At 70.8% G+C, this 23,181-nt stretch carries 22 protein-coding genes; 13 read left to right on the forward strand and 9 right to left on the reverse strand.

The window, feature by feature from the left end; all coding sequences use genetic code 11:
* Positions 1-160: 160 nt before the first annotated feature.
* The 3 genes from ACIPFH_RS26755 to ACIPFH_RS26765 all read left to right on the forward strand — a co-directional run bounded on the left by ACIPFH_RS26755 (position 161) and on the right by ACIPFH_RS26765 (position 4,101).
* Positions 161-646, forward strand: a complete 486-nt coding sequence (locus ACIPFH_RS26755) for a TrkA C-terminal domain-containing protein (RefSeq protein WP_356249616.1) — start codon at positions 161-163, stop codon at positions 644-646.
* 4 nt (positions 647-650) lie between these two features.
* Positions 651-1,874, forward strand: coding sequence for a cation:proton antiporter (locus ACIPFH_RS26760; protein ID WP_401830130.1), 1,224 nt, complete (start codon positions 651-653; stop codon positions 1,872-1,874).
* 745 nt (positions 1,875-2,619) lie between these two features.
* On the forward strand, positions 2,620-4,101 hold the full coding sequence (locus tag ACIPFH_RS26765; RefSeq protein ID WP_401830132.1) for a hypothetical protein: 1,482 nt from the start codon (positions 2,620-2,622) through the stop codon (positions 4,099-4,101).
* A gap of 15 nt (positions 4,102-4,116) precedes the next feature.
* Here the strand turns inward: ACIPFH_RS26765 and ACIPFH_RS26770 are convergent, their stop codons facing one another.
* The gene (locus ACIPFH_RS26770) at positions 4,117-4,524 is read right to left on the reverse strand and encodes a MazG nucleotide pyrophosphohydrolase domain-containing protein (RefSeq protein WP_359122633.1); all 408 of its coding nucleotides are present in this window, start codon (positions 4,522-4,524) and stop codon (positions 4,117-4,119) included.
* Positions 4,525-4,624: 100 nt separating this feature from the next.
* Between ACIPFH_RS26770 and ACIPFH_RS26775 the strand changes: the two genes are divergently transcribed.
* Positions 4,625-5,623 carry a TAXI family TRAP transporter solute-binding subunit gene (locus ACIPFH_RS26775; RefSeq protein ID WP_401830134.1) on the forward strand — a complete coding sequence of 333 codons (999 nt, stop codon included), beginning with the start codon at positions 4,625-4,627 and terminating at the stop codon, positions 5,621-5,623.
* 9 nt (positions 5,624-5,632) lie between these two features.
* Here the strand turns inward: ACIPFH_RS26775 and ACIPFH_RS26780 are convergent, their stop codons facing one another.
* Entirely contained in the window at positions 5,633-7,042 is a 1,410-nt protein-coding gene (locus ACIPFH_RS26780) for a HAMP domain-containing sensor histidine kinase (protein WP_356249626.1), read from the reverse strand.
* 13 nt (positions 7,043-7,055) lie between these two features.
* Entirely contained in the window at positions 7,056-7,742 is a 687-nt protein-coding gene (locus ACIPFH_RS26785; protein WP_401830136.1) for a response regulator transcription factor, read from the reverse strand.
* A 313-nt stretch (positions 7,743-8,055) separates the two neighbouring features.
* On the opposite strand from ACIPFH_RS26785, the gene ACIPFH_RS26790 reads away from it, so the two are divergent.
* From ACIPFH_RS26790 to ACIPFH_RS26825, 8 genes are all read left to right on the forward strand, one after another.
* A complete protein-coding gene (locus tag ACIPFH_RS26790) occupies positions 8,056-8,832 on the forward strand; it encodes an amino acid ABC transporter ATP-binding protein (protein ID WP_356249630.1) in 777 nt (258 codons plus the stop codon).
* A 66-nt stretch (positions 8,833-8,898) separates the two neighbouring features.
* Positions 8,899-9,762, forward strand: a complete 864-nt coding sequence (locus tag ACIPFH_RS26795; protein ID WP_401830139.1) for a glutamate ABC transporter substrate-binding protein — start codon at positions 8,899-8,901, stop codon at positions 9,760-9,762.
* Between the two features lie 109 nt (positions 9,763-9,871).
* On the forward strand, positions 9,872-10,537 hold the full coding sequence (locus ACIPFH_RS26800) for an amino acid ABC transporter permease (protein WP_401830141.1): 666 nt from the start codon (positions 9,872-9,874) through the stop codon (positions 10,535-10,537).
* Positions 10,534-11,445: an amino acid ABC transporter permease gene (locus ACIPFH_RS26805; RefSeq protein WP_401830143.1), complete on the forward strand. Its 912-nt coding sequence runs from the start codon at positions 10,534-10,536 to the stop codon at positions 11,443-11,445. The genes ACIPFH_RS26800 and ACIPFH_RS26805 overlap by 4 nt, the downstream gene beginning before the upstream one ends.
* Before the next feature lie 176 nt (positions 11,446-11,621).
* A complete protein-coding gene (locus tag ACIPFH_RS26810; RefSeq protein ID WP_401830144.1) occupies positions 11,622-13,244 on the forward strand; it encodes an FAD-dependent monooxygenase in 1,623 nt (540 codons plus the stop codon).
* Between the two features lie 233 nt (positions 13,245-13,477).
* Entirely contained in the window at positions 13,478-13,549 is a 72-nt protein-coding gene (locus ACIPFH_RS26815; protein ID WP_309544753.1) for a putative leader peptide, read from the forward strand.
* Positions 13,550-13,642: 93 nt separating this feature from the next.
* Positions 13,643-14,170: a cysteine dioxygenase gene (locus ACIPFH_RS26820; protein WP_401830146.1), complete on the forward strand. Its 528-nt coding sequence runs from the start codon at positions 13,643-13,645 to the stop codon at positions 14,168-14,170.
* A complete protein-coding gene (locus tag ACIPFH_RS26825) occupies positions 14,167-14,595 on the forward strand; it encodes a rhodanese-like domain-containing protein (RefSeq protein ID WP_401830147.1) in 429 nt (142 codons plus the stop codon). The genes ACIPFH_RS26820 and ACIPFH_RS26825 overlap by 4 nt, the downstream gene beginning before the upstream one ends.
* 410 nt (positions 14,596-15,005) lie before the next feature.
* On the opposite strand, the gene ACIPFH_RS26830 is transcribed toward ACIPFH_RS26825, so the two are convergent.
* The 4 genes from ACIPFH_RS26830 to recA form a co-directional block, all read right to left on the reverse strand.
* Positions 15,006-17,543: an ABC transporter permease gene (locus ACIPFH_RS26830; RefSeq protein WP_401830149.1), complete on the reverse strand. Its 2,538-nt coding sequence runs from the start codon at positions 17,541-17,543 to the stop codon at positions 15,006-15,008.
* Positions 17,540-18,331 (reverse strand): ArsR/SmtB family transcription factor, encoded by a 792-nt coding sequence (locus ACIPFH_RS26835; RefSeq protein ID WP_401830152.1) that lies wholly within the window; start codon positions 18,329-18,331, stop codon positions 17,540-17,542. Before ACIPFH_RS26835 ends, ACIPFH_RS26830 begins: the two co-directional genes overlap by 4 nt.
* A gap of 156 nt (positions 18,332-18,487) precedes the next feature.
* Positions 18,488-19,276, reverse strand: coding sequence for a recombination regulator RecX (recX, locus tag ACIPFH_RS26840; protein WP_401830154.1), 789 nt, complete (start codon positions 19,274-19,276; stop codon positions 18,488-18,490).
* 2 nt (positions 19,277-19,278) lie between these two features.
* A complete protein-coding gene (gene recA / locus ACIPFH_RS26845) occupies positions 19,279-20,406 on the reverse strand; it encodes a recombinase RecA (protein WP_401830157.1) in 1,128 nt (375 codons plus the stop codon).
* A gap of 538 nt (positions 20,407-20,944) precedes the next feature.
* On the opposite strand from recA, the gene ACIPFH_RS26850 reads away from it, so the two are divergent.
* Entirely contained in the window at positions 20,945-21,640 is a 696-nt protein-coding gene (locus ACIPFH_RS26850) for a hypothetical protein (protein ID WP_401830246.1), read from the forward strand.
* A gap of 13 nt (positions 21,641-21,653) precedes the next feature.
* On the opposite strand, the gene ACIPFH_RS26855 is transcribed toward ACIPFH_RS26850, so the two are convergent.
* Together ACIPFH_RS26855 and ACIPFH_RS26860 are read right to left on the reverse strand one after the other, a co-directional pair.
* The gene (locus ACIPFH_RS26855) at positions 21,654-22,919 is read right to left on the reverse strand and encodes an AI-2E family transporter (RefSeq protein WP_401830160.1); all 1,266 of its coding nucleotides are present in this window, start codon (positions 22,917-22,919) and stop codon (positions 21,654-21,656) included.
* 60 nt (positions 22,920-22,979) lie between these two features.
* Entirely contained in the window at positions 22,980-23,174 is a 195-nt protein-coding gene (locus ACIPFH_RS26860; protein ID WP_356249654.1) for a DUF3046 domain-containing protein, read from the reverse strand.
* Positions 23,175-23,181: the final 7 nt, after the last annotated feature.

The following is a 23,181-nucleotide window of genomic DNA, read 5'->3' on the forward strand; positions in this document are numbered from 1 at the left end:
GACCAGCCTCTCCGCCCAGCGTCGGCCCTGTCCATCCGTCACGACACCCATGTCTTCACCGTACGGGGGGATGGCAGCATGGCGGCTTTGGGCACTCGTCCCAGACGTCACAGCTACGACGACCGGCAGCGACCGGCTACGACCAGCAAGGGGAAGAAACGTGTCTGCTCCACGCCTCCGGACGACACCGCTGCCAGGCATCGGAGTCCAGTACGACCTCGTGACGCGGGAGCAGCGCCACCTGTCCGTGGTCGCCCATCGCGACGGCACCCGTACGGTCAACCTGTACCGGGCCGACGACCCCGACTCCTGCGCCCAGTCCCTGCGGCTGACCGGCGCCGAGGCGGGCTCGCTGATCGACGCGCTGATGCCGTCCCACCACAGCGCGAGCCTGCTCTACACGACGGACCTGGGGCTGGTCGCCGAGCGCGTCGAGGTGGCGGCCACCTCGCGCTGGAACGGGCGGCTGCTGGGCGACACACGGATGCGCACGGAGACCGGTTCCTCCATCGTGGCAGTGCTGCGGCGGGCCGAGGCGATCCCGTCCCCGGCGCCGGACTTCCGTCTCGCGGGCGGCGACACCCTCATCGTCATCGGCACCCGCGAAGGTGTGGACGCGGCCGCGGCCATACTCGGGCGGGAGTGATCGAGTGCACTCCGCAGTCCTGCTGATCGAGTTCGGTTCCATCATCCTCGGCCTCGGCCTGCTCGGCCGGTTCGCCGCCCGTTTCCGGTTCTCGCCGATCCCGCTCTACCTGCTGTCCGGTCTGGCCTTCGGCGAGGGCGGACTGCTGCCGCTCGGCGCGAGCGAGGAGTTCGTCGCCACCGGCGCCGAGATCGGCGTCATCCTGTTGCTGCTGATGCTCGGCCTGGAGTACACGGCGAGCGATCTGGTCTCCAACCTCAAGGCCCACTATCCGGCCGGTCTCGTCGACTGCGCCCTCAACGCCCTGCCGGGCGCGGCCGCCGCGCTGCTGCTGGGCTGGGGGCCGGTGGCGGCCGTGGTATTGGCGGGCGTCACCTGGATCTCGTCTTCCGGGGTGATCGCCAAGGTGCTGGGCGACCTGGGCCGGGTCGGCAACCGGGAGACCCCGGTGATCCTCAGCGTGCTGGTCCTCGAGGACCTGGCCATGGCGGTCTACCTGCCCATCGTCACCGCCCTGGTGGCCGGGGTCGGGCTGGCCGCCGGCAGCGTGACCCTGGCGATCGCGCTCGGCGTGGCGGGGCTCGTGCTGTTCGCGGCGGTGCGCTACGGGCGGGTCATCTCCCGGTTCGTGTCGAGCGACGACCCGGAGAAGCTGCTCCTCGTGGTGCTGGGGCTCACGATCCTGGTCGCCGGCGTGGCCCAGCAACTCCAGGTGTCGGCGGCCGTGGGGGCGTTCCTGGTGGGCATCGCGCTGTCCGGTGAGGTCGCCGAGGGCGCGCACACGCTGCTGAGCCCGCTGCGGGACCTGTTCGCCGCCGTCTTCTTCGTCTTCTTCGGGCTGCACACCGATCCCGCGAGCATCCCTCCCGTCCTGCTGCCCGCCCTCGCGCTGGCGGTCGTCACCGCCGCGACGAAGATCGCCACCGGCTACTGGGCGGCCCGACGGGCCGGGATCTCGCTCAAGGGGCGCTGGCGCGCGGGCGGTGCGCTGGTGGCGCGCGGGGAGTTCTCGATCGTCATCGCAGGACTGGCGGTCACCGCAGGAATCGAGCCGTCCCTGGGGCCGCTGGCCACGGCCTACGTCCTGATCCTGGTCATCCTGGGACCGCTCACCGCCCGCTACACGGAGCCACTGGCGACTTGGTGGGCACGACGCAGGGCGCCCCGAAACCCCGGCACTGCTGAACGGCTGCCAGAAGCCCGCACGCAGACGCCGGTGCGCGACTGAGGCTCAGCGGTGGGCCCGCCCGCGGGCTCTCGCCGTACCCCGGCGCGGACGATGGCGGCTGCCGGTCCGTCCGACGGCAGGGCCACGGGCCCCAGTGCGCGGGGACGGCGGCGGACGGTCGCGGCTGCCGGGTCCGTCCGACGGCAAGGCGACGGGCCCCAGTGCGCGGGGACGGCGGCGGCCGATGCGCGTCCGGGTGAAGCCCTGACCGCACACCGGACCGCACATCGGCCCCTCGTCGTCCCCTCGTCGGGTCGGCGCCGCGCGGTCCGGCCCGAGGGGACGTGCCCCGCGGGCCGGATCGCGCTTTTGCACCGCTGCCCCACAGCGCCGACGGTGCCCCGCATGCGTCCCGGTGACGGCCTGGCCACACGCCTGCCCCTCGCCGCAACGAAACCGCGCGTCGCCCACCATGGCCCGCCCGCGTCCCCGGTGAGGGAGTGGACCACACGCGTGCCCCTCGCCGTACCCGTGACGGAACTGCCGGCGCCCTCCCAGGGGGGCCGACCGACCCCGCGTGGCCCCGGCGGCGGCCGCTGTCGCGTCATTCCGACGTCTCGCCCACCCGGTGGCGTACGTCACAGCGCGGGGTGTCCGGATCCTGGAGTGACGATGAGGCAGCCATGGCATGCTCATGGCTTGTTACCGGCCGGTAGGCACCAACTGCCAGGCCGGTCCTCCTCTTCTCTCACCCCCACCTCCAGGACTGACCTTGCGCAGACGCACGAGGCACCTCCGTGCCCTCATGCCCGCCTTAGCCGCATCCGCCCTCCTCCTCGCCGCAGGCTGCTCCTCCCCCTCCTCGCAGGCCGACCCCCCCTCGGCGGCAGGCCGCCAGGCCGACGCGGGGACCGCCGCCTCCACCGCCGACCGCTCGCTGGCGGTGGCCGCCGCTCCCACGGGCAGCACCGCGACCGCCGCGGCCCACCCCGGTGACTCCGCCGGGCAGGCCCATCGGACGAAGCTCAGCGTCAGCTCGTACGACAGCAAGACCCGACGGGCCGTCATCTCCTCCGCCATCCCGCCCGGCGGATCCAGTGCCTCCAGTGCCTCCAACGACGGTGCGGGCGGAACGAGTTCCCCCTCGGCTTCCCCCTCGGCTTCCCCCTCGGCTTCCCCCTCCGCGCCCGCTTCGTCGGGCTCGGCCCCGGCCTCAACCTCGCCGAGCGCGTCGCACGCTCCGCACCGGGCCGCCGTCGGCGACGTCATCGCCAGTGCCCCTGCGCCCGGTGCGCCGAACGGGCTCCTCGCCGAGGTCACGAAGGTGATCGGCGAAACCGACGAGGGCACCGAGGTGCAGACCGCACCGGCCCAGCTCAACGCCCTCCTCGGGGACGACACCGCGAAGGGCAGCGTGCCGGTCGACCCGGCCGCGTTCGACATCGACAAACTGCTGCCCGACGTCGACGTCTCCTGGTCGAGGACGACCGACGTGCACGTGGGTCCGGAGGGAGCCACGGTTCCGCTGGGCAGCCTGCGGCTCGACGTGCGGGCCGACCTGCCGACGGTCGGGAACGCCTCCGCGTCGGCGGCCGCCTCCGTCTCCGGCTTCGTGCAGGTCGCCCCTCAGGTCGACTTCCGCTACGGCGGCGAGGGCGCCGACGCCGCACCCGCTTCTGCGTACCTGGGCGTGTCCGGCGACTGGACCTCCGGCTGGTCGCTCAAGGGCCGTGCGGGCGGCTCCGCCACTCCGCTGCGGATCCCGTTCGCCACGCTGCACGCCGATCCGGTCCTCCAGGTCGGCCCCGTGCCCGTCGTGGTCAACCTGGACCTGACCTGCTACATCCAGATCAGCGGCGACGGCAAAATCACCGTCGACGTGGAGCAGAGCCTCGAGGGCGACTTCAAGGCGGGCGGCACCTTCGGCCTTGGCCAGGGCTGGGCGCCCGTCAGCTCCTCGGACATGAGGAGCACCCCGGTGCGCACCTCCGTCACCACCGCCGGCAGCGTGCAGGCGGCCCTCGGCGCCCAGGCCACGGTCGGCCTGTACGGCAGCGTCGGGGTCGTCGCCGATCTGGCGCCCTACGTCCGCGGCGAGGGCACCGGCACGGTCACCGGCACCGACTCGGTGTTCAGCGCCGACGGGTCCTGGGCCGTGTACGGCGGTGTCGACCTGAACGGCACCCTGCGGCTCCAGCTGACGATCTTCGGCACGCCCGTGTTCCAGCGGGACATCCCACTGGGCGCGCTGCACCGCGAGTGGAAGCTGGCGGGCGGCGCCTTGTAACCGGCCGTTCCGGCTTCAGGCCGCGCCGCCAGGGATCCATCCCTGGCGGCGCAGCACCGCGGACACGTCCGGCGCCTCGTAGTGCTCCCCCTTGAGGACCTTGCCGTCGGCACGGCGGGCGACCTGACCGCCGGGGCCCAGCTTGGTCATGTTGGACCGGTGGATCTCGGCGAGCACCGCGTCGAGGTCCATTCCGTGCACCAGAGCCGTGCCGTAGGCGACGTAGACGACATCGGCCAGCTCGTGCGCGAGCCTGTCCAGCGGGCCGCTCACCGACACCTCGGCGACCTCCGCGGCCTCCTCGGCGAGGAGCTCTCCGCGGTGCGCGGCGAGACGGGGCGACACCTCCGTCGGTGTGCTGCGGGCGTCGAGCCCGAAGGCGCGGTGGAACTCACGGACCAGTTCGGCGGGCGAGGAACTCATGCACCGACTGTAACGACGGCCACCGACACTCCGGTCCGTAGACCGGCCCTGTGAGCCCCGCCCTGGTCAGCACCGCGCACCGGCTGGCAGGATCGCGCCCATGTCCCCGTTGTTCTCCCGTATCGGCAGGCGTCGCGCCCTCCAGGGCACAGCCGTCGGTGTCGCCGTCCTCGGCCTGCTGCTGTGGTGGCTGCTGCCGCTGGGCGAGGACCCGCCGAGCGGGTCGATCACCTTCAGCACGGGGACCACGAGCGGCGTCTACTACGAGTACGGCACCCGGCTGCGCGCCGCGCTGGCCAAGGACATGCCCGACCTGGACGTGAACCTGACGACCAGCAACGGCTCGCAGGAGAACGTCTCGCTCGTGGCGACCGGCAAGGCCGACTTCACCATCGCCGCGGCCGACGCGGTGGAGACGTACGAGACGCAGCACCCCGGTTCGGCCGCCCGGCTGCGCGGGGTGGCCCGCCTGTACGACGACTACCTCCAGCTCGTGGTGCCTCGCGACTCGGACATCCGATCCCTCGCGGACCTGCGCGGCCGGACCGTGGCGACGGGACTGCCCCGCTCAGGGGTACGGCTGATCGCCGAGCGGGTGCTCACAGCGGCGGGCCTGGACCCGGCGACGGACATCAAGGCGGTGTCGGAGGGCATCGACACCGGCCCCGAGAAACTCAAACGGGGGAAGATCGACGCGTTCTTCTGGTCCGGCGGGGTGCCGACGGCCGGGCTGGAGGGGCTCGCCGACACCTTCACGTTCCGCTTCGTGCCGATCAGCCCCGAACTCGTCGCCAGGATGCACGACCAGGACGACTCCACCGGCTACTACCGGGCCGCGAACATGCCCGAATCGGCCTACCCCACCATCCAGAACGGCTCCACGGTGGCGACGATCGCGGTGTCCAATCTGCTGATGACCCGCACGGACATGGCCCCGCGGCTCACGGAGTGGCTGACCCGGACCGTGATCAGGAGCCGGGACAGGATCGGCGCCGACGTGCACTCCGCCCAGCTGGTCGACCTGCGCACGGCCATCTACACCGACCCGCTGAAGCTGCACGACGGCGCCCGGCGCTACTACCGCTCCGTGAAGCCGTAGGACCCCCGGCTACGACGCCGGCGACCGCGGCACCGACACCGTCGCCTTCAGTCCTCCGGGCTCGTGATGGTCGTACCCGAGGGAGCCGCCGCCCGCCGCGAGCAGGGCCCTGGAGATGGACAGGCCCAGACCCGAGCCCTTGATGTTCTGATGCCGTCCGCTGCGCCAGAAACGGTCACCCACGCGCGCGAGCTCCTCGTCGGTCAGCCCCGGCCCGTGGTCGGTGACGACGACGGTCGAGGTCTCGCCGTCGGCCGCGACCGTGACCTCGACGCTCTCCCCCTCCGGGGTGAACTTCACCGCGTTGTCGATCACGGCGTCCAGGGCGCTGGACAGCGTCACCGGGTCCGCCCACGCGGTGGTGGGCGGGCAGTCGCCCACCAGTCGGACGCCCTTGGCCGCGGCGGTGGGCGCCCAGGCGGCGACACGCTCGGCGGTCAGCGCGCCGATGTCGGTGACCCGCAGGTCGGCCTCGGCGTGCTCGGCCAGAGCCAGGTCGAGCAGGTCGTCCAGGACCTGGGCCAGGCGCTTGCCCTCGTTCTGGACGGAGGCGATCTCCTCGTTGCCCTCAGGGAGTTCGTAGGCGAGCAGTTCGATGCGCAGCAGCAGGGCGGCGAGCGGGTTGCGCAGTTGGTGCGAGGCGTCGGCCACGAAGGCGCGCTGCTGCTCCAGCACGTCCTCGACGTTGTCCGCCATCTCGTTGAACGCCCCGGCCAGCCGCCGGAGTTCCGGCGGTCCGCCGGCCACCGCGACCCGGGACTTCAGGCGACCGCTCGCGATCTCGTGGGTGGTGGCGTCCAGGACGCGCACCGGCCGCAGTACCCAGCCGGTCAGCCGCAGGGCTGCGCCGATGGCCAGCAGCATCGCGGCGACCTCTCCCGCGCCGACGACCAGCCAGCCGTGCAGGATCCGCGACCGCATAGGCCCGGTGGGCGAGTCGGTGACGACGACGGCGACGACATCGCCGTCCCGGATGACCGGCGACGCCACGACGAGCCGGTTGCGCTGCCACGGCCACACCTGCCGGGGGTCGTGGCTGCGACGGCTGAGCTTCGCCTCCTCGAAGGCTTCTCGCACCTCCCCCTTTTCGGGGAGGTACCAGTCCCTCGGCGCATGAGCCATGGGGGTGTCGGTGCTGTAGAAGACACCGGCGCGAATGCCGTAGACGTCGTAGTAGCTGTCGAGCTCCCGGCCGAGCGTCTGGCGTCGCTCGTTCGTGGACGCCGACGCGGAGTCGCCCGTGCCCGACAGGACGGTGACGAACTGGGCGAGCGCCGCGAACCGCGCGGTGTCGTCGATGCGGTCGACGACCACCTTCTGCTGCTGGGCGCCCGCCACGCTGACGGCCAGCGGCACCCCGAAGGCCAGCAGCACGGCCGCCATCAGGACGATGAGCAGCGGCAGGAGACGGGTACGCAAAACCGCGGTCCCGCTACGCGGCCGGGGCGACGAGCCGGTAACCGACTCCGCGTACGGTCTCGATCAGCGCGGGCATGCGCAGCTTGGCGCGCAGCGAGGCCACGTGCACCTCCAGGGTCCGCCCGGTCCCCTCCCAGCTGGTGCGCCACACCTCACTGATGATCTGTTCCCGGCGGAAGACCACACCGGGGCGCTGGGCGAGCAACGCCAGGAGGTCGAACTCCTTGCGGGTCAGCTGGACGACCGAACCGCCCACCGTGACTCGCCGGGTGGGCAGCTCGATGTGCACGGAGCCCAGTCGCAGCGCCTCCTCCCCGCCGGCGGCGGGGTCTTCGTGAACGGTGCGGCGGCTGACGGCGTGGATGCGGGCGAGCAGCTCTCCCGTGTCGTACGGCTTCACCACGTAGTCGTCGGCGCCCAGGTTGAGGCCGTGGATGCGGGAGCGCACGTCGGAACGGGCCGTCACCATGATCACCGGTGTCGCGGTGCGCTTGCGGATCTTGCCGCAGACCTCGTAGCCGTCCTGGTCGGGAAGGCCCAGGTCGAGCAGCACGACCCCGAAGCCGGGGCCCTCCGGAACGAGCGCCTGGAGCGCCTCCTCACCACTGCGCGCATGGGTGACGTCGAAACCGTGCCGCTTCAGCACCGCGGACAGGGCGGCGGCGACGTGGTTGTCGTCCTCGACGAGCAGCAGTCTCATGCCGGCCTCCTCCGGTTCATCGTGCATACGGTCCGACTCACTACGACGGGCGTCCGGTTCTCCCGGGGGAAGAACGCGGCACACGCGTGTGTGCATCATGGCAGTCACGCTGATGGACGAGGACGCCGTCAAGCGGGTTCCGGTTGCACCCGGCTTCCGTTATGGCCCCGATACGCCCGCAGGTCACAAGTGCTACGACACGTGTCCGATTGCTATCGGATCGTGATGCTCAGATTCCCCTCAGATGTAATGACGCTGGTCGCGGCAGGTCACTACTGTCCTCCGAAACCGAGGAGGACGGAGCCCGAGAGCGATGACCGAAGTATCGGTGACCAAGGAAGACGCGGTCGCGAGCGGTGAACTGGTCGTCCTGAAGAGCGTCAACAAGCACTTCGGCGCGTTGCACGTTCTCCAGGACATCGACCTCACGATCGACCGCGGCGAGGTCGTCGTGGTCATCGGACCCTCCGGGTCCGGTAAGTCGACCCTGTGCCGCACCATCAACCGCCTGGAGACGATCGACGAGGGCGCGATCACGATCGACGGAAAGCCGCTGCCCCAGGAGGGGAAGGCGCTGGCCAGGCTGCGCGCCGATGTGGGCATGGTGTTCCAGTCGTTCAACCTGTTCGCGCACAAGACCGTGCTCGAGAACGTGGTGCTCGGCCAGGTCAAGGTCCGCAAGGCCGACAAGAAGCAGGCCGAGGAGAAGGCCCGCGCCCTCCTGGACCGGGTCGGTGTGGGCACCCAGGCCGACAAGTACCCCGCGCAGCTCTCCGGCGGCCAGCAGCAGCGCGTCGCCATCGCACGGGCGCTGGCGATGGACCCGAAGGTCATGCTCTTCGACGAGCCGACGTCGGCTCTCGACCCCGAGATGATCAACGAGGTCCTCGAAGTCATGCAGCAGCTGGCCCGGGACGGCATGACCATGATCGTCGTCACCCACGAGATGGGTTTCGCACGATCGGCTGCAAACCGCGTGGTGTTCATGGCGGACGGACGCATCGTCGAAGAGGCTGCGCCCGACCAGTTCTTCAGCAATCCGCGCAGCGACCGTGCCAAGGACTTCCTGTCGAAGATCCTGCACCACTGACCTGCAGCACTGACGGAACCCGCACCGCACGCAGTACTTCATCACTCTTCAAAGGAAGTTCCTCTCATGAAGCTTCGCAAGGTCACCGCCGCCTCCGCCGTAGCCCTCGTCCTCGCCCTGACCGCCACCGCCTGCGGCGGCGACGACAACAAGGACGACACCGGCAGCAGCAACTCCAGCGGCGGCAGCGGGGGGAAGATCAAGGTCGGCATCAAGTACGACCAGCCCGGCCTCGGTCTGAAGAAGCCCGACGGATCCTTCGCCGGCTTCGACGTGGACGTCGCCAAGTACGTCGCCAAGCAGCTCGGCTACGAGCCGGACCAGATCGAGTTCGTCGAGACCAAGAGCGCCGACCGCGAGAACGCCCTCGCGCGCGGTGACGTGAAGTTCATCGCGGCCACCTACTCGATCAACGACAAGCGCAAGGAGAAGGTCGACTTCGCCGGCCCGTACCTTCTGGCCCACCAGGACCTGCTGCTCAAGAAGGACTCGAAGATCGCCAAGGCCGCGGACCTCAACGGGAAGAACCTGTGTTCCGTGGTCGGCTCCACCTCGGCGCAGAACATCCACGACACGATCGCCCCGAAGGCGAACCTCAAGGAGGTGAGCTCCTACTCGGAGTGCATCGCCGGCCTGCAGAGCGGCGCCGTGGACGCGGTCACCACCGACGACTCGATCCTCGCAGGCTTCGCCTCGCAGGAGCAGTACAAGGACAAGTTCAAGCTCGCGGGTCTGAAGCTGAGCAACGAGAACTACGGCATCGGCGTCAAGAAGGGCGACACGGCGACCGTCGACAAGATCAACAAGGCGCTGGAGATGATGGTCAGCGACGGCACGTGGGACAAGGCGGTCAAGGACAACTTCGGCCCGGCCGACTACAAGAACGAGCCCGCCCCGAAGATCGGCGTCATCGTTCCGAACGCCTCGTAACCACAGCTCAGCCAGCGGGATACCTGCGGTGCGCCGCCGTCCGTCGCGATCACGGCGGCGGCGCGCCCCGCCCTCCTCATACGCCACCCACCCGGAAGCGCGGGAGATCGTGTTCGACTTTCTTGATGGTTACGACGTCCTAGGGGCGTTCTGGATGACGGTGAAGCTCACCGCCCTCTCCGCCGTGGGCTCCCTGATCTGGGGCACGCTCCTGGCCGGGATGCGGGTCAGCCCGGTTCCGCTGATGCGCGGGTTCGGCACCGCCTACGTCAACATCGTCCGGAACATCCCCCTGACGGTCATCATCCTCTTCAGCTCGCTCGGCCTCGCCGACATCTTCGGCATGACCCTGGGCGCAGACGACTTCAAGGTCCAGGGCTTCCGGCTCGCCGTGCTCGGCCTGGCCGCCTACACCGCGGCCTTCGTCTGCGAGGCGATCCGCTCCGGCATCAACACGGTGCCCATGGGGCAGGCGGAGGCGGCCCGGGCCATCGGGTTGAGCTTCACCCAGACGCTGACGCTCATCGTGCTGCCGCAGGCCTTCCGTTCGGTCATCGGGCCGCTGGCCAACGTTCTGATCGCGCTGACCAAGAACACCACGGTGGCGGCCGCCATCGGCGTCGCCGAAGCCGCCTACCTGATGAAGACGATGATCGAGAACGAGGCGCAGACACTGCTCATCGGCGCGGTCTTCGCGTTCGGGTTCGTGGTGCTGACCCTGCCGACCGGCCTCATCCTGGGCTGGCTCAGCAAGCGACTGGCGGTGAAGCGATGAGCTCGGTCCTCTACGACACTCCCGGCCCCCGCGCCAAGCGGCGCAACGTACTTTTCTCGGTGGTCTTCTTCGTCCTCCTCGCCCTGCTCGTGTGGTGGGTGTGGCAGAAGATGGACGAGAAGAACCAACTCACCTCCGCCCTGTGGAAGCCGTTCACCGAGTCCGAGGCATGGACGACCTACCTGCTCCCCGGCCTCGCCAACACGCTGAAGGCGGCGGCACTCTCCATGGTGATCGCCCTTCCGCTGGGCGCGGTCTTCGGCATCGCACGCCTGTCCGACCACCGGTGGGTGCGGGCCGTGGCCGGTGCCGTCGTCGAGTTCTTCCGGTCGATCCCGGTACTGCTGCTGATGCTGTTCGCCAACGAGTTCTACGCCCGCTCCACGGACGTCACCAGCGATGACCGGCCTTTCTACGCCGTCGTCACCGGCCTGGTGCTCTACAACGCCTCGGTGCTCGCCGAGGTCGTCCGGGCCGGCATCCTCTCGCTGCCCAAGGGGCAGACGGAGGCCGCGTACGCGATCGGCCTGCGCAAGGGCCAGACGATGAGCAGCATCCTGCTTCCGCAGGCGGTCACGGCGATGCTGCCGGCGATCGTCAGCCAGCTGGTGGTCATCGTGAAGGACACCGCGCTCGGTGGTGTGATGATCGGCTTCACCGAGTTGCTCAACTCACGCGGCACACTGGCGGCCAATTACGCCAACGTGATCCCGAGCTTCATCGTGGTCGCCGCCATGTTCATCGTGCTGAACTTCATCCTGACCAGCTTCGCCAGCTGGTTGGAGCGCTACCTGCGGCGCAGCAAGCGCAGCACGGGCGCGGTCCTCGGCGTCGACAAGGTCGACGACCTGAACGCGGCCGAGGTCGGCGGCTCTTACGGCGCCGGTGCGGGCGGCGGCGGTATCTGACGCACAGTCAGTGAATGTGACCGGTACGGAGGCGGTGGCGTGCGCGCCACCGCCTTTCGTCGCTTGACGCAAACAGCGACAATGGGTTGCATACGTTCTGTGATCGTGCACCCTGCTCCAACCTGTTGTTCACTCACGTCCCTGAGGACACCGTCGCGGGCAGGGGGCGGCACGCCGTGGACCCGGTGATCATCGTCGGAGCGGGGCCCGTGGGGCTCACGCTCGCCCTGGCTCTGGCGCGCCAGCAGGTGCCGTCCGTGGTCCTCGACGAGGGCCCGGGCAAGGACGAACCACGGCTCGCGCGCACCGTCGTCCTGCGCGAGGACACCACCGCCCTCATCGAGCGGCTCACCGGAGTGTCCCTCGACGAGGCCGGGGTCCACTGGGCCGGATGGCGGTCGATGCGGCGCAAGCAGGTGACGCGCGAGGTCAGGTTCGACGACGCGACGGACCCCGCTCCCCTGCACATCGCCCAGCATGTGCTGACGGGCGTGCTGCGCGGTGCCCTCGCGGACCAGCGGCTGGTGAAGATCGCCGTGGACAGCCGCCTGGACTCCATCGAGCAGGAGCCTTCCGGTGTCACGGCCCACACCCGCGGCCCCCGGGGCACCTGGTGGCGCGGCAGCCACCTGGTCGGCTGCGACGGCCCGCGCTCCACGGTCCGCAAACTCCTCGACATCCGCTTCCCCGGCCGCACCGCGGTGGAACGACACGCCGTGGCCGCACTGCGCACGGAACTTCCGTGGGCGGACGAGGCGTTGCTCCATCGGACGCCGCCGTGGCGGGCGTCGGGTCCCTCCGCCGGGGAAGTCACCGGACGTCCGCTGCCGGAGGGTGTCTGGCGCCTGGACTGGCTGCTGCCGCCCGGCAAGGACCTCGTCACGCCCGAGCTGCTCGTGGGGCGCATCCGCGAGACCCTGGCGGGCTGGAGCGGCGGCTCCACGCCCGCCTACGAGCTGCTCGACACCGGTGTCCACACCGTGCACCACCGGCTGGCCCGCCGCTGGCGCGTGGGGCGGGTCTTCGTCGCCGGGGACGCCGCCCACCTGCTCGGCGCGTTCGGCACCCAGGGCCTCGACGAGGGCCTGCGGGACGCCGACAACCTGGCCTGGAAGCTGGCCCTGGCCTGGCACCACGGGTCGCACGAGGCCTTGCTCGACAGCTACCAGACGGAGCGGCGCGGTGCCGTCGCCGCCCGGCTGCGTGCCGCCGACCAGGCGCTGCCGGTGCTGCGCGGGGGCGCCGGCATAAGGGCGTACGTCCCGGGCGCGGGCCGCGGCCACGACGTGCTGCTCACCGACGGCCACCTGGGCCGAGGCCCGCTGGGCGCGCCGGGCACCTACGACGGCTCGCCGCTGTCGCCCCGGCACCTGGAGGCTGAGGTACCGGTGCACACGCCTCCCGGCGCACCCGTCGAGGACGTGCGCGTGACGGCGGAGGACGGCTCGTTCGTACGGCTGCGGGACCGGCTGGGGCGCGGCGCCCTGCTGGTCGTACTGATCGCGCCGGGCACGGGTGTGTGGGAGCGCAGGCACTGGGTGAGCGCCGGGATCATGCCTCGGCTCGCCGCCGCGGTGACGGCCATGCCGAGCCCGGCCGAGCTGCTGGTGGCGGAGAGCTATCCGGGCGCGGCCGCCCACACCGTGCTGCTGGTCCGGCCCGACGGCCATCTGGTGACCGCGCTCAGCGGAGTACGCGCGGCCGACCTCTACGCGGCGGCGGAGGCGACGATGGGCGGGCCGGCGGAATCACGGAAACCGTCCGAGGCGGAGGCAACGGCGGGCTCCGCGGCCAAGTGACGGGGCGGCCCCATCCGGCATACGCCCGCACGACGGCCGGTCGCTCGTCGTGCAGGCGGCCGGTCGGTCGTCGTGCAGGCAGTCGGTCGGTCGTCGTGGGTCGGCCGGCAACGCACGTCAACCGGCCGACAGACCGTCAAGCGCACTGGCTGTCACGGTGCGGTCCACATGGTGACAGTGAGTTGACCGGGGTGCACCGGCATGGTGTACTCCGGACCGTGACCGACACCGATGTGCGCCTGTGGCGGAGGGTCCATATGGACCTCGTCCGCTATGCGGGCTGCGTGTGTCGCCCGTCCTGCTGAATTCGCACCCCTTTCCCACCGGCGCGCGCCGCCGATGCGCACGTGCTTCCCGTGCGCGGCCGCGCTCTCCCGCGAACACTCAGGACGGTATCCGTGTCTGTCTCTTCCTCCGCGCCCACCACCGTCGCCGCGCCCACGCAGGCGGAACTCCTCGACTTCGTCCGGCGTACGGCCGCGGACGCCGAGCTGATCGCCTCGCTCCCCCTCGACCCGGAGGGCCGCACCTGGGTGCGCCTGGAGGGCCCCGGGGGCAGCGAGGCCTGGCTGATCGGCTGGCCGCCCGGCACCGGAACGGGCTGGCACGACCACGCCGACTCGGTCGGCGCCTTCCTGGTCGCGCAGGGGGAGCTGAAGGAGTACTCGCTCGCCGCGCGGTTGCCCACGGACGGCTGGAAGACCCTCGAGCTGGCGGACGGCGTGGACCGGGAACGCACTCTTCCGGCCGGCCGGGGCCGCTCCTTCGGACGTCACCACGTTCACGAGGTCCTCAACCGGTCCACCGAGGAACACGCCGTCTCCGTCCACGCGTACTACCCCCCGCTGCCGAGCATCCGCCGCTACAGCCGCGCGGGACACGTCCTGCGGCTGGAGCAGGTCGAGCGTCCGGAGGACTGGCAGTGAGCGGCCCGAACACACCTCAAGGGGGACGCCCGGGCGGCGAAGGTCCGACGGGCGTGGACGAGCTGCTCGAGCGGGTGCGCGCGGGGTACACGCGCGTGGAGGCGCGGGAGGCGTACGAGGCCGCCCGCGCGGGCGAGGCGCTGCTGATCGACATCCGGTACGCGGCCCTGCGCGAGCGGGACGGTCTGATCCCCGGTGCCCTGGTCGTCGAGCGCAACGAACTGGAGTGGCGCCTCGACCCCCAGGGCAGTCATCGCCTCCCCGAGGCCACGAATCATGACGTGCGAGCGGTCGTGATCTGCAACGAGGGCTACGCGTCGAGCCTGGCCGCCGCGTCCCTGCACGGACTCGGGCTGCACCGGAGCACCGACCTCGTCGGCGGTTTCCAGGCGTGGAAGGCGGCGGGACTCCCGGTGACGTCGTAACCGGTCCGTGGCGCGCCGGTCACGGTCCTCCGCTGGTCTCGGACCTCCTGCGGGCTCGATCCTCCGGCGGGCTGCACAGCGGGGCCGTGTTCGCCTTGACCCTGGTGACCAGGCGGACGGGGGTCTTGTCGATCCCGTCGACCCTCTTGTCCCTGTGGAACAGGGAGACGACGTTCCCCACCGCCGGTCCCCCGTCTCCGCGGCCGAGTTGGAGACGGTGGTGGCGAAGCCGCAGGCCTCGAGCGCGGCCAGCGCCTCGTCGGTTCCGACGACCGTCATGATCCTGACGTTCTCGGCTCCGGCCGCGTCGAAGGCCTCGCGGGCGGCGAACGCACCCTTCGGGGAGGCAAGGTAACCCTGCGCTCCCCGGGGGCTCGGAGATCACGCTTCCCGACACGGGGAAGCGTCGCTCACTCCTTCGCCGTCGCCACCGTAACCGCACGGACCCTCAGCGCCACCCGTCCGGGCACGGCGGTGGCGATCAGCGCGAGGAGCCCGGCTCCGGCGATCACCGTGGCATACGCGAGCGGTACGACCGCCGGGGCCGCCCGACCGGTCATGCCGATGCTGAACGCGGTCAGGACCGACAGGGCCACGGCACTGCCGAGGGCGCCGGCGAGCAGCAGGACCGACAGTGCCTCGGTACGCAGCATGCGCAGCACCTGTCGGCGGGTCGCCCCCGCGAGGCGCAACAGCGCGAACTCCCGGACACGCTCGGAGACCGACATGGCGAGCGTGTTGACCACGGCGATGGCCGTGAAGGCCAGAACGAGGCCCATGGCCAGGAGGTTGACCTCGGCGTTCGCCTGCTGCCGCTCGGCCTGCGCGGTATCGGCTACTGCCGGGGAAATCACCGACAGCCCCGGGAACTCACTCAGTGTAGTCGCGAGTTGTGTCTGTGTACGGGTCGTACTGACGAGGAGGGAGGAGGCGAGCGGGTTGTCCACGTGGTGTGCGACCAAGTCGTGCGCGAAGGTGAGGTCTCCGAAACCGAGACCCCTGGAGTAGACGGCGACGACGGTGAGCGTGGCGGGCGTGCCGTCGCCGAGCGTGAGCTTCAGGGTGCCTCCCGGCGCCAGGTGGAGCTGGTCCGCGGCCAGTTCACTGACGGCGACGGTGCGCTCGGTGAGTCCGGTGAGGGAGCCGGCGGTGACATCCGGGTCCCAGGTACGGCTGAGGGCGGCCGGGGTGACGCCCTGGGCCGCGTACTTGTCGAGGCCGACCCGGACGGTCGTACGGACCACTTCGCTGACGACGTCGTGCTGGGTGCGTAGTCGTCGTGCCGCCTCGCTCGGGACGCCGGGCCCCTGGGAGGCGACGACCCAGTCGGCCCTGACGCCCTCGCGGACCTGGGCGCGGGCCGCGTCGCCGAGGGTGGGCTGGACGAACAGCACCGTGCAGGTCATGCCGATGAGCAGGGTGAGGGGGGTGACCACGGAGGCCATGCGGACGGCGTTGCCGCGGAGGTTGGCGGTGGCGAGCCTGCCGCCGGGACCGGTGAGGCGCAGCGGACCGGCGAGGAGCAGAGCGGCCGCCTTGACGAGGAGGGGCCCGAGCAGAGCGACGGAGGTGGACAGCACGACGACGGCGAGGAACGTCACGGGCGTCGAGGCGGGCTCGGTGCGCAGGAAGCCGAGCAGGGCGACGAGCGCCGTACCGCCCGCGAGCAGCAGCAGGCCGGTGAGGACGCGCCCCCAGGCCGGCCGGGTGTGCTCGGTGCGGGCCTCGGCCAGCGCTTCGGCCGGGCGGATCCGGGCCACTCGGCGGGAGGCGATCCGTGCGGAGGCCCAGGCGCCGAACAGGGTCGCGACGACCGCGGCGAACGGCGGGACGACACTCACGGTGTGCTGGAGCGTGGCGGGCACGGCGCCCAGGGCGACGAATCTGTCGTGCAGCCAACCACCCAGCGGAAGCCCCAAGAGCGCTCCGGCCGTCCCCGCGGCCAGCGCGACGATCAGGGCTTCGCGCCCGAGGAGGCCGCGGATCTGCCCGGAGGTGGCGGCGACGGCACGCAGCAGGGCGAGTTCGCGGTGGCGCTGCTGGACGGAGAGCACGAAGGTCCCGACGACCACCAGGACCGCCACGAGCAGCGAGGTGCCACCCATCGCTCCGCCCATGCTGACCAGCTTGACGCGGGCCGCGGCGGCGTCCAGGAACTCCACGGGGCCCCGGTCGTCACCCACGCTGACCTGGGCATTGGTACCGTGCAGCGCCGTGGCCACAGCCTCGCGGAGCAGGCCCGGCTCGGTGCCCGCCTTCGGCAGCACACCGAAGGCGGTGACCTGCCCGGGGTGCGCGGCGAGACGGCGGGCCTCGGCGCTGGAGAAGAAGAGTGACGTCTGGTGGCGTACGGAGGTGGCGGGGGCGGCGACACCGGAGACGCGGTAGGTGCGCGGGAGCTGTGTCGACTGGACGGTGAGCCGGTCGCCGGGGGCGAGGTGGGCGCGAACGGCGAGCTCGCGGTCGACGACCACGTCACCGGCGGCTTCGGGAGCGGTGCCCGCGGTGAGCCTGTACGGCGTCAGCGCGGCGGAGTCCCAGGCATGTCCGTAGGCGGGCCTGCCGTCGGCGACCGGAGCACCGGCCGGCGTCAACGGCTCGGCGAGGAAGGTGAGTTCGGGGATCACCCGAGCCACACCCGGTGCGGTGGTGAGTCTGCGCTCGAGGTCGGCCGGGAGCCAGGCGCGTTCGGCGATGGGTTTGGCCTTGTGCTTGACCTTGGTCTTGCCCTTCTTGTGCTTGACGGTGGTCTGGTGCACGTTCTGGTCGGCGGAGACGAGGACCGGCGCCGCCGCATAGCGTTCGGTACGGATGGTGCCTCGCAGCCCCGTCTCCAGGAGGGTGCCGCACGCGCTGATCAGGGCGGCCGCGCACAACAGCGCGAGAAAGGCGCCCAGGAAGCCCGCTTTGCGGGCGCGGACTGTTCTCAGGGCGTAGCGCAGCATCATGAGTGATCGGCCTCTCGTCCGTTGCGTACGGGTTCGTGGTCCTGGCCCGGTCCGAGGCCGCCATCGCCATCGCCATCGCCGTCGCCGTCGCCGTCGCCTTCACCCTGACCGTCGCTGACGGAGGGGATGGGGGCGGGAACGGACGCAGGGAAGGCGAGAAAGCGGGTGAGGAGGGTGCGCGCGCCCGGCGGCGTCTCTGATGCGGGTCGCTTGTAGCGGTTGAGGAGAGCGATGTACTCCTCGAAGAAGTCCCGGAGTTCGGGCAGCGTGAGCCGGATGGTGCCGCGCGAGTAAGGGAACGCGTCCGCCCACGGGTCGCCGTCCTCCGCGTCCCGCTGGAGCCTCTCGAAGAGGTCGAGGTCGGCGGCGTAGGCATGGTGGTTCAGCTCGTCCATGACGAGCCGCATCTCGGGGCTCTGACGGCTGCGCGGCGGGAACCGGCGGTCGCCGGGGACCGCGCGCCACCAGCGCTCCCGGTGCGCGGACGGCTCCGCGCGCCTGCCTGTGGCCGGGTTCTCGCCCGTGTGCCCGGACGTCTCGCCGTCGGTCTTCTCGACGAAGCCGTACCTGGCCAGTTCACGCAGGTGGTAGCTGGTGGATCCGGTGTTCAGGCCGAGGGCGCGGGCTAGGGTCGACGAGGTGGCCGGGCCGTGCAGGGTGAGGTGTTCGAGCATCCGCTGACGTCGGGGCTGGGCGAGCGCTCTGAGCGCGGCGAGGTCGCCGAGTTCGACGGGGGCCACCGGAGCGTGTTCCGCCTGGGGCTCATTGACGCCGGGTTCCTGGGACATGTGTACACAGTCGCCTGTGCACAGATGCTTGTGCACTGCGGCAGCCCGGCATCCTCAGTGGGGGGTTGTCCCCACCCACCTGAGCCCAGCCACGTGAGAAGAAGGGGAGGGAGGAGGAAAGAACAGGGAAGGGCGCCGAGGGTGCGGAACCCTCGTTCAGAACCCCTCCTCCTCCAGGATCTCCGTGTTCTCGCCCTCCTCCTCGAGCGCCTGTCGGACCACCCGCAGAGCCATGCCCTCGGGATAGCCCTTGCGCGCCAGCATGCCGGCGAGGCGGCGCAACCGTTTGTCACGTTCGAGGCCACGGGTCGAGCGCAGCTTGCGGGCGACGAGCTCCCGCGCCGTCACCTCTTCCTGGTCGGAGTCGAGCTGGGCGACGGCTTCGCCGATCAGCGCCGGGTCGACCCCCTTGGTCCGCAGCTCCTGGGCGAGCGCGCGCCGGGCGAGTCCCCGGCCGTGGTGGCGCGACTCCACCCAGGCGTCCGCGAAGGCGCTGTCGTTGATCAGTCCGACCTCCTCGAACCGCGAGAGCACCTCCTCCGCCACATCGTCCGGGATCTCTCGCTTACGCAGGGCGTCGGCGAGTTGCTTGCGGGTGCGCGGGGTCCCGGTGAGCAGGCGCAGGCAGATCGCCCGTGCCCGCTCAGCCGGGTCCCCTGAAGGCTCCCCCCGCTCGGCCCTCGACGAGGAAGAGGCGCCTTCGTCCTCGGCGGACGGTTCCCCGAAGCCGCGCCGACGGCGCCCACGCCCTCGTGGACCTCCTCCGTCGTCGCGCCGCGCCCGGCCGCCACGGGGCCGGGCGTCGCCGTCCGTCCCCTCACTCCGGTACGAGCCGCTCTCCGCCCGGTCGTCATCGACCTGGGCGGGGCCGCCGTCGGCCCCGCCTCCCGCCTCTCGGGGGGTGTCGGGGTAGACGTACTCGGCCCAGTCCGTTCGTCGCGTCACGGTCAGCTCTTGGCAGCCGTGGCCTTGGTCTTGGCGGTCTTGGCCGCGGGAGCCACCGCCTTGGCGGCGTCGTCCGCGGGCGTGCCCGCGGCCACCGCGGCGGCCGTGGCCGGCTCGGCGGCGGGCTCCTCGGGACGCACGCCGACGCCCAGCTTCTCCTTGATCTTCTTCTCGATCTCGTTGGCGAGGTCGGGGTTGTCCTTCAGGAAGTTACGGGCGTTCTCCTTGCCCTGTCCCAGCTGGTCGCCCTCGTACGTGTACCAGGCGCCGGCCTTGCGGACGAAGCCGTTCTCCACGCCCATGTCGATCAGACCGCCCTCGCGGCTGATGCCCTGCCCGTAGAGGATGTCGAACTCGGCCTGCTTGAAGGGCGGCGCGACCTTGTTCTTGACGACCTTGACGCGGGTGCGGTTGCCGACCGCGTCCGTGCCGTCCTTGAGGGTCTCGATACGACGGATGTCGAGTCGCACCGAGGCGTAGAACTTCAGCGCCCGGCCACCGGTCGTGGTCTCCGGGGAGCCGAACATCACACCGATCTTCTCGCGGAGCTGGTTGATGAAGATCGCGGTGGTCTTGGACTGGTTGAGCGCGCTGGTGATCTTCCGCAGCGCCTGGCTCATCAGACGGGCCTGGAGGCCGACGTGACTGTCGCCCATCTCGCCCTCGATCTCCGCGCGCGGGACGAGCGCGGCGACGGAGTCGATGACGATGAGGTCGAGGGCTCCGGAGCGGACCAGCATGTCCACGATCTCGAGGGCCTGCTCGCCGTTGTCCGGCTGCGAGAGGATCAGGTTGTCGATGTCGACGCCGAGCTTCTTCGCGTACTCGGGGTCGAGGGCGTGCTCCGCGTCCACGAAGGCGACCTGGCCCCCGGCCTTCTGCGCGTTCGCCACGGCATGCAGCGTCAGCGTCGTCTTACCGGAGGACTCCGGGCCGTACACCTCGACCACGCGGCCACGCGGCAGACCGCCGACACCGAGGGCGACGTCGAGTGCGGTCGACCCGGTGGGGATGACCTCGATGGGCTCGTTCGGCCGCTCGCCGAGACGCATCACGGCGCCCTTGCCGAACTGCCGTTCAATCTGTGCGAGTGCGGCATCCAATGCCTTCTCGCGGTCGGTTCCTGCCATGGGTTCCACCCGGTTTGCTTGAGTCGATCGCTTCACGTCAAAGACGCTAACGCCTGCCACTGACAATGCGCCCCGACGCCGGTCCGGCCTGTGGATAACTCGGGTGCTTCTCCATCCAAAACAGGACGGAACGCCCGACCAGAGTCTTACCGGAGCCTCCATAAGAATGGATGTTCGATTTTCGTGTCAAGCGCACCATGCGGCACTTCCGAGGCTACGTTCACGGGCGGACAACGCCCCGGATCCGCCCCTCGCGCGGCCCCGTCCCGCCGTGCTCGCGGCTGCTTCCCCGGGCGTACGGCGGGTGTCTTCGGACGTACCACGACGGCGTACGCCGCGACCGAGACGCTCGGTGCATGGACGAGCGGAAGACCGGACCGGCCCGCGGCAGGGCGGGACCGAGGCATCCGGCCCCCACTCCGGCGACCCCGGCGACCCCGGCGACCCTCGCAAACCCTGCGCCCCCGACAGCCGGTACCGCCCGTCCCGTCCGTACCGTCCGTACCGTCCGTACCGCCTCTATGAGGCGACGGCGTTCCTGCTGATCCTCTCCGGACTCGTCCACCTCGCGGTGTTCGCCGTCGACGGCGGCCCCTGGAACGGGCCCGTGTCCTGGCGCAAGCCGGTGACCTTCGGACTCTCCTTCGGGGTGACGCTTCTCGCGATCGTCAGGGTCACTCCGTACGTGCGTGTCGGACCACACCTGCGTACCGCGCTGCCAGGGGTCTTCACCGCCGACTGTGTCGTCGAGGTCGGGGGCATCACCCTCCAGGCGTGGCGGGGAGTGCCCTCGCACCTGGACGTGGAGACGCCCTTCGACACGGCGGTCTCCCTGACGCTCGCGGTCGGCGGCGGGGTGCTCGTGGTGCTGCTCACCGTGTTCGCCGTGGCGTCCTTCCGGCACCCGCCGACGGGCCCGGCCGGGATGGCCCTGGCGGTGCGCTCCGGTTTCGCGGTCCTGCTCGTCGCGCTCGCCTCGGGCGCGGCCATGATCGCGCGCGGTGTCGTGCTCACCCGCACCGGACACCAGGAGGCGGCCTACCACTCGACGGCCTCGCCCAAGCCTCTGCACGGGGTGAGTCTGCACGCCGTCCTGGTACTGCCCGCCCTGGCCTGGCTGCTGTCCCGCACACCCTGGAGCGAGACCGTGCGGTGGCGGATCGTGGCCGCGGCGGTGTGGTGTTACGCGGCCGCGGTCACTGCGGCCGGAGTGTGGGCGGGCCTCAGGTACTGACGTCCGCTCGCCCTCAGTCTCGGTCGGACCCCTCTCGCGATCCGCCCCGCCGGTCCCGCACCCGCCCCCACAGGTCCCTCGCACGCGTGAGGGGTCCAGGCCCCTCCCCGCGTCCTCGGTGTCCATGGACACGGGGGTCGTCCGTGACGTCGTAACGCTTCACGTAGGCGCCCAGGAACGCCTGGAGCGTCGCGACCGCCGGGATGGAGATCAGCGCGCCGACGGCGCCGAGGAGGGCGGTGCCCGCGATGACGGAGCCGAAGGCGACGGCGGGGTGGATGTCGACGGTCTTCGAGGTCAGCTTCGGCTGAAGCATGTAGTTCTCGAACTGCTGATAGACCACGACGAAGATGAGCACCCACAGTGCGTACAGGGGCGACACCGTGAAGGCGATCAGCATGGGCAGGGCGCCCGCGAGATAGGTGCCGATGGTGGGGATGAACTGCGACACCACACCCACCCAGACGGCGAGCACGGGCGCGTACGGGATGCCGAGAGCCTCGAGCAGGACGTAGTGCGCGACACCGGAGATCAACGCCATCAGCCCGCGCGAGTACAGATAGCCGCCGGTCTTGTCGACGGCGATCTCCCACGCCCGCAGCACCTCGGCCTGCCTGGCCGGCGGCAGCACGGAGCACAGCCCACGGCGCAGTCGCGGTCCGTCGGCGGCGAAGTAGAACGAGAACAGGCCGATGGTCAGCAGCTGGAAGAGACCGCCGAGAACCTGCGTCGAGACGTCCAGGACCCCGGCGGCGCTGTTCTGCGCGTACTTCCTCAGCCAGTCGGAATGGAGCAGCCCCTCCTGGATGTCCACCCGCCTGAGTTCGGTGTGGAACGTCGTGTTGACCCAGTTGATCACGGAGTCGAGGTACTCCGGGAAGCCCTCGATCATCTTGATGATCTGACCCGCGAGCATCGAGCCGAGCAGCGTGAAGAAGCCGGCCACCACGATCAGCAGACCGAAGAAGACCAGAAAGGTGGCGAGCCCCCTGCGCATGCCGCGGGCGGCCATCCGACTGACCGCCGGCTCTATGGCGAGGGCCAGGAAGAACGCGATCAGGATGTTGAGCAGCAGGCCGATGAGCTGGTGGAAGGCCCAGGTGCCCAGTTGGAAGGCACCGATCAGAGCGAGCGCGAGCACCATGGCACGCGGAAGCCAGCGCGGCATGCGTGCGCCCTGCTCGGCACCGCCGTCGGCCGGGGGCGGCGCGGTGGGCGGCGTCGCGCCGGGCGCGGATGCGTGCCGGGCGGTCTGCCCGGTCTCGTCAGTGGGGGCCACGGACCAAGTCTCGCCTACGGCACCGACAATCGGACAGCCGCCTGCGATCTTCGTGACGGGTCAGCGCATCTGCTGTGGAACGTTCATCACCGCGCACACCACGCGCCACACGTCCTTGGCCTCCCAGCCGTCCGCCAGCGCCTCGTGCACCGTGCGTCCGCCGAGTTCCGCCATCACGTGATCGCGCGCGAAGGTCTCGGCGTACCCCGTGCCGAAGTGCTCGTCCATTCGCTGCCAGAAGACCGTCAACCGCATGACACCA

Origin of the sequence: Streptomyces sp. NPDC088157 (assembly GCF_044741545.1) — a bacterium.
GTDB lineage: Bacteria > Actinomycetota > Actinomycetes > Streptomycetales > Streptomycetaceae > Streptomyces.